This is a genomic window from Micromonospora sp. NPDC092111 (assembly GCF_044755745.1).
Taxonomy (GTDB): Bacteria; Actinomycetota; Actinomycetes; order Mycobacteriales; family Micromonosporaceae; genus Micromonospora.
Genome location: NZ_JBIVRQ010000012.1, coordinates 175,659 through 181,658, shown reverse-complemented (window position 1 = coordinate 181,658; position 6,000 = coordinate 175,659). Strand labels below are relative to the sequence as shown.

Sequence of the window (6,000 nt, the reverse complement as noted above, 5' to 3'; positions counted from 1 at the left end):
GAACTCAGATCGAAGAATCACGCGGTGGCCGCCTCACGTCTACGCCAAGCCCCACCTCAAGGGGCCTGCCACACACCACTCTGCGGGACGCAACTCCGGAGACGACCGGGACCAGGACGACAACCGTGATCCTCCGACCGTCTTCCGCCTCATGACATCTCACCGCAGACCCGGTCGGCGGCCGGTCGGGGCGAAGTTGCCGAACGGAATCCGTCAGGCCGCTCACGGGTCCGAGGTAGGGAAGGGGTGAGGGTGGGGAAGGGGGCGGTGGGTGGTGGCGGGTTGGGGTTAGGGCTATGCCTCCGGCGGGGGCCAGACGACTCCAGGATGGAGTTGCCGAACGTTGCGGCGGGGTGGGATGCCATCCCGCCAGCCCACCGACCCAGGCAGAGCCGAGCAGGTCAGGGCCAGGGTGACAAGGTCGCTCCTAGGGTTTCTGCGTCTGGATGGTGTTCCGGGCCGCCGGGTTGGTTGGGTGTGGCTCAAGGTCGTTTGCCGTTAGGTGGCCATGGACGAGCGGCCGCCCAGCCAGCCCAGGGCGCCTTGACCGCTGATTGAGATCCGCGAGTTGTCGCCTGCTAAGGAACTGCTGGCGGGGTTGTCCGAGGTGGCCTGGATCTGGGTGCTTCGGGAGGACGGTTTGGCGCAGGTATGGGTAGGTGTTGACGCGGGCAAGCAGGCTCACCACGCCGCTGCGGTGGACGTGACCGGGCGGGTGCTGTGGTCAACGCGGATAGCCAACGATCAGCAGGCGATCGCGGAGCTGGTCGGCCGGGTCACGGCGGATGACGAGGTGGTGTGGGCAGTCGACCTCGTCGGCTGCGAGACTGCGCTGCTGCGGGCAATGTTGGCGCTGGCGGGGCAGCAGACGGTGTATATCCCGGCCGCACGGTCAAGACCATGTCCGCCGGACTCGCCGGGGAAGCGAAGACCGACGCGCGTGACGCAGTGGTCATCGCGAACACCGCCCGGATGCGGCATGACTTCCTGCCGGTCGAGACACCGACGGATCTGATCGCCAAACTCGCGCTGCTGGTCGCGCACCGTGAACCGGCTGCGCCGACTGATGCTCGGAATCTCCCCGGTGTTGGAACGCGCGTTGACCTTCACCAACGTCGCGACGCTGATTCTGATCAGCGCTTATCAGACGCCCGAGCAAATCCGCTCTGCCGGTCATGAGCAGCTCGTGGCGCATCTGCGCCGGCACCGGGCCGTGAACGCCGCCAAGGTAGCCGATCAGGCGTTGGCCGCTGCGGCTGAGCAGGATCTCACCCTGCCGGGACAGGACACCGCTTCTGCCCTCGCCGGTGAGCTGGCCACCCATCTGCTGCAACTGCACCGACGGATGCGGGACACCGACAAGGCAATCGAGACCGCGTTCGGCAGCCATCCGCAGGCTGGCGTCATTCGCAGCCTGCCCGGCATGGGGGCGCTGGCGGCGGCGGAGTTCGTCGTTGCGGTCGGGGACTTGTCAACCTTCGCCAGCCCTGATCACCTGGCCGCCTACGCGGGTCTGGCACCGGTAGCCCGTGACTCTGGCAAGCGCGTCGCCAACCTGCGCCGGCCGCAGCGTTACAACCGGCGGCTGCGCCACGTGTTCTACATGTCCTCGCTCAGCACGTTGCGAATGAACGGCCCGAGCCGGGATTACTACCAGCGCAAACGCGCCGAAGGACGCAAGCACCAGCAGGCGTTGATCGCCCTCGCCCGCCGCCGCGTCGACGTGCTGTGGGCCCTGCTGCGCGACAACTGCTGCTTCCAACTCCAACCGCCACCACCGGCACCCGTCTAACTCACCGATCGAGCGTCCAACCTGCCGGACCAGGCCGGCGGAGCGCTGCCTCGCACCCCGACCCTCCCTCGGAGACCATCAGCCGGACTCTCCTCGGCCGGACACCCACAGGGCTGCCCGAGAACCCCGGCCAGGTCAAGGCCAAGCCCGCTACGCGGTCGCCTCCGGCGATCCTTGACCCGACCGAGAACCTCGGCAGGGCGAGCCTGCCCGACCGAGGAGACCCCCACCGCGGGGCACACGGATAGCCAACAGCCAGGCAGGATTCGGCTGTGACGATCACGATCGCCAACTACCGGACCTTGTTCGCCAACATCCGCAAGCGCCCCAGAATGTGGCTCATCCGAGAAGACTTCGCCAGTGTCGTGTCGTTCGTCGATGGCTGCAACGAGGCCAACGCCCGGGCCTTGCTGACCGGCTTCCAACCATGGCTGGTCACTCAAGCCGGCAGTCTCGACAACCACGTCTGGTGGAGCATCGTCGCGCACCTGACCGAACCCACCGGCCCCAAGAACTTCCGCGACATGGACCCCGACCTCGATGCCCGCACTGTCAAAACCGTGTTCGACCTCCTCGACGAGTTCCTGGAGCTACGTGACGAGCATGACGGCCTGAACCGCATCTTCGCCGCGCACGAGCGGTGGCGCCGCCTCCGCGAACAGAATGGATGCAGCGCCACCGATGCACCCACCTGCCCCACCGTCCTATGGCCCCGAGCGGCCAGCCGGATCAAACCCAACAGCCCCAGCCTTGACAACGAGCATTGAGACTCGTCCAGTAGGGCGCTCCACCTTGTCACCCTGGCCCTGGCCCGCTCCACGGGGTGTGGGTCGGCGGCAGACAGGATGGCAACTTGCCTCTATCGCTTGCTTAGCGTATCGAAATACCGATCGCGGAAGTCGCTGCTCTTAAACATCGCGTCTCTGGAGACGCCAGGATGCTCCTGTTGATATTCGGCCGCAGCGGTCGCGAGGGCTTCCAGCGCCTCCGTTAACGAGGACTCCTTGAGGGGGAGAGTTGACAGGCGCCTAAAGTTCACCTCAAACCGGAAGTTGTACGGCGCTCGCAGTCCAAGCTCGCGAATAGCATAACCGGCGACCACGTAGAAGCGTGCGTTCGTCTTCTCATCCAGCACTGCCTTTGCTGTCTCCGAAGTGAGGAACTCGTCTACCCCCTTAAGGACCTCGACTGCGGTCAAGTAAGCGTTCTCGTCAAGTTTGGGCGGGAAAATTCTATCGTAGCCGTCCCTCCTGGATAGCAAGGTTGAGGGCCGCGCTCTAGCAGAGTCTGGTTGGCCTAGAGCCAGAGTGATCATGACTTGAGCGAGCAAATTCATGGTTACGCGGCGCTTCGCGGGCTTGTCCTGGTTCTTGTAGCGGTTCTTTCGCCGCTCGTAGTACCAGCTGTGAACCAAGAGGAATCGCTCGATGGCTCGCTGTCGTTGTTGAGTGGCGTATAGAGCGGGGCCGGAAACCCGGGTCTGACGATTGGTCCCTGCGATAACACGATCTCGGATTTCCTCGTCGGTCGACTCGATGACGCGCACGACGATGCCGTTGTCAAGTCGCTCCTCTGCAAGCCAGCCTTCCTGGAAGGCTCTGTGAAGAACATGCGAGGTCTGCAAGCCGTTCACGATTAGCGGTCGCTTGATCGTCATGATTTGCTGAGGGCTGCCTACCTCGTCTCCGAGTATCGTGACGCCGTTATTCAACCACCAGAATTCAAGGTCGTCATGGTTGGTGAGGGTGTCGCCGATTGCTTCATTGACGATGTTGTCGCCCTCATAGTCGCGCACGTTCGACTCAAAAAACTCCTCCCGAATTGCACCGTCTTCATCGCGTATGAATGATAGATAGTCTCGTATCGTCGCTATTCCAACGTAGGAACTAGGCTCACGGAGAAGGTTCCTAAATACCAGCTTATGCGACTTTCCGTGGTCGGTGACGGCCAGAATGTAAAGACCCCTAATGCCGACATGGTCGACGGTTACTACGGCGTCGCTGGTGACACGAGACTTGATCAGATCGTATACTTTTTGTGCTCGGGAATTGATTGACGGAGTCAGATTGACTTCTGGAGCTCTGGTGACATAGGTTGCTCGAAATGCAACCTTAGGAAACTTCTCCCCTAGCGAAAGAACCGCTTTCCTAAGCACTCCGGTTTGCTCTACCACTTCAGGGCGATACGATTTCTCCAGCTCGGCATCGTCCCTGCCTAGGTCAAGCAAGTCTGGGAGGGAAGCAAGAAGGTGCTCCCAGGTAGATTCTTCCCATCTCTCGGAGTTCTTAGCCTGAACGAGGAAGACATCGAGTTGAGGGTGGCTAGCGACATGCCGTTGTTCGTCGGACCCGGGCGTCAGTCGCGGATCGTCTGGCCGAAGCGGAGCCCCATTCAGAAATACGAAGAAGCTATCAATCCCGCCATCTTTGCCGCCGTCTACTATCCCAGCAGATAGCTCTTCCTCCGTAAGTTCCTTTGGCTTGATGACTTGAGTCACGGCATAACGCTCAAAGACGTCATCAGGATTCTCGTCTGGATATTGCGCGAGATATCTCTTGAAATCGGAGTTGACGACGACTTGATCAGGACTCGATGGGCTCACGCGTCACTCCCCACGCTCTTCCGATAGATGCGACAGGCAAGGGGCGCAGTCGGACCAAGGCGCTCGCCAGCCTGACATCAGGCTGGCGATTCTTCCAGATTCGGGTCGGATTGGCGAGACCATCCGGGTAACCTCTAGACGCCTGGAGCCAGTTCCTTGAGGCGGAAAGCCATGAGTAAATGCGTCTGCCGTTCGCGGTGCGACAAGCCCAGACGGACCATGAGACCACTTGCTAGGAGAGCTACGGAATCAGGACTTTAGTCACCAACCGCCTGTATGGTCAAGAACACCAACAGGGACGGTCCGAGGGTTGACGGTAGGCAACATGGCGAGCAGGTCAGCGACGCAGCGGGAAGGCAGCGAAAGTACCGTCACCGGCCGAGAGTAGCTCGCAGAGACACGGCACCGGACAACACCGGACGGAACCCGATGATGCTGTATACCCGCGTTCGTGACGAAGAGTTCTGGCTGTACAGCCATCGGTACAGCCAAACCGGTCGACAGGCGTGGTCCGAGAAGGCGACAGGCGACGCGGCGACCAGCCCAGCGCAGCCATCGACGCTGACCGACAGCGTTCTTGATCTTTGCAAGGCAAGGCTTCCGGTCATGACTCCATCGGCCTGCAAGCACAGTTGATCAGCAGAAATCCGCCTTGTGCGGAACAGCCGCCGGGCTAGGTACTGCGACGGGGAGCAACCCCCTGACCGATACCGGCCCAGAAAGAGATGGGTTGAGGGTCCGTGGCTTGCCAAAGATGCCGGTACGGCGCCACATTTTTCCGGATGGGTCAGCAAACTGGATGGTTGTCACCACGGTGCTCTCGCCGGCCCCGTCACGGTCCCTGTCCCTGATCTCTCGGAACTCTGCGTATTGGGTCACATCGAAGGCGTAGCAGGGCGGTAAGACACCTAGCATGACACCTTTTGGGTCCCCTACTCTCATGCCCACGTTGAAGACTGGAAGCCTTCCGAAGTTTTGCAGCGGCACCTTGTCATCACCAGGCACCAGGACGACTGAGCTTGCTACCTCTGACCGTTCGCGCTTCTGCTGATCGCGGAACGTCGCCACCGACAGTGCGAGGCTGCCGACGCCGGTGCCAATCGCGGCAAGGATACCGACTGCCTCCAAGGCGCGGACTGGAGCCGACCCCCACCACGGGCGCGAGTTCGATCCGTTGTCTTCAGACACGCGACGATTGTTGCAACCAGCATCAAGCCCAAGGTTCCAGTTCCGCCGATGCGTCGACCAGCATCGAAGGTCATGGTTCGCGCTTGCGGCCCGCCCTGCGGGCGGCCTCCGGCCGTCCTCGGGCATCCGCAGCGCCTCGTCTGCGGTGTGTTTCGAAGCGGCGATAGCAACGACGTGGGACTTTGCGAGTCGACGACGGCGACGCGTACACCACCGCCTCCTCGCTGACCGGCCGCCGACTGCTACGGCTGCCAGAGCTGCGGCCCCCACTCATGCCGCCGAAGATTCCCGCGCCTGTCGCATCACCGCTGCCCTGAGCAACTCTGTCGGACTGTCTGGGCCGCGAGCGACTGAGGTCGATGCAGCGGGTAGGTGTTCTTGGCCGCCAGAGCGTGTCAACCTGGAGTCAGCGGATCGT

Annotated in this window: 3 protein-coding genes and 1 pseudogene; 2 read left to right on the top strand and 2 right to left on the bottom strand. The window is 62.1% G+C overall.

Going from position 1 to position 6,000, the window contains the following annotated elements; translation table 11 throughout:
• The first annotated feature begins 640 nt into the window (after window positions 1-640).
• Together ACIQG9_RS22630 and ACIQG9_RS22625 are read left to right on the top strand one after the other, a co-directional pair.
• Window positions 641-1,792 (top strand): annotated as a pseudogene (locus tag ACIQG9_RS22630) (IS110 family transposase).
• Between the two features lie 272 nt (window positions 1,793-2,064).
• Window positions 2,065-2,559: a hypothetical protein gene (locus ACIQG9_RS22625; RefSeq protein WP_400405623.1), complete on the top strand. Its 495-nt coding sequence runs from the start codon at window positions 2,065-2,067 to the stop codon at window positions 2,557-2,559.
• Window positions 2,560-2,651: 92 nt separating this feature from the next.
• Here the strand turns inward: ACIQG9_RS22625 and ACIQG9_RS22620 are convergent, their stop codons facing one another.
• Entirely contained in the window at window positions 2,652-4,394 is a 1,743-nt protein-coding gene (locus tag ACIQG9_RS22620) for an AIPR family protein (RefSeq protein ID WP_400405620.1), read from the bottom strand.
• Between the two features lie 636 nt (window positions 4,395-5,030).
• Window positions 5,031-5,582, bottom strand: a complete 552-nt coding sequence (locus ACIQG9_RS22615) for a hypothetical protein (RefSeq protein WP_400405617.1) — start codon at window positions 5,580-5,582, stop codon at window positions 5,031-5,033.
• Window positions 5,583-6,000: the final 418 nt, after the last annotated feature.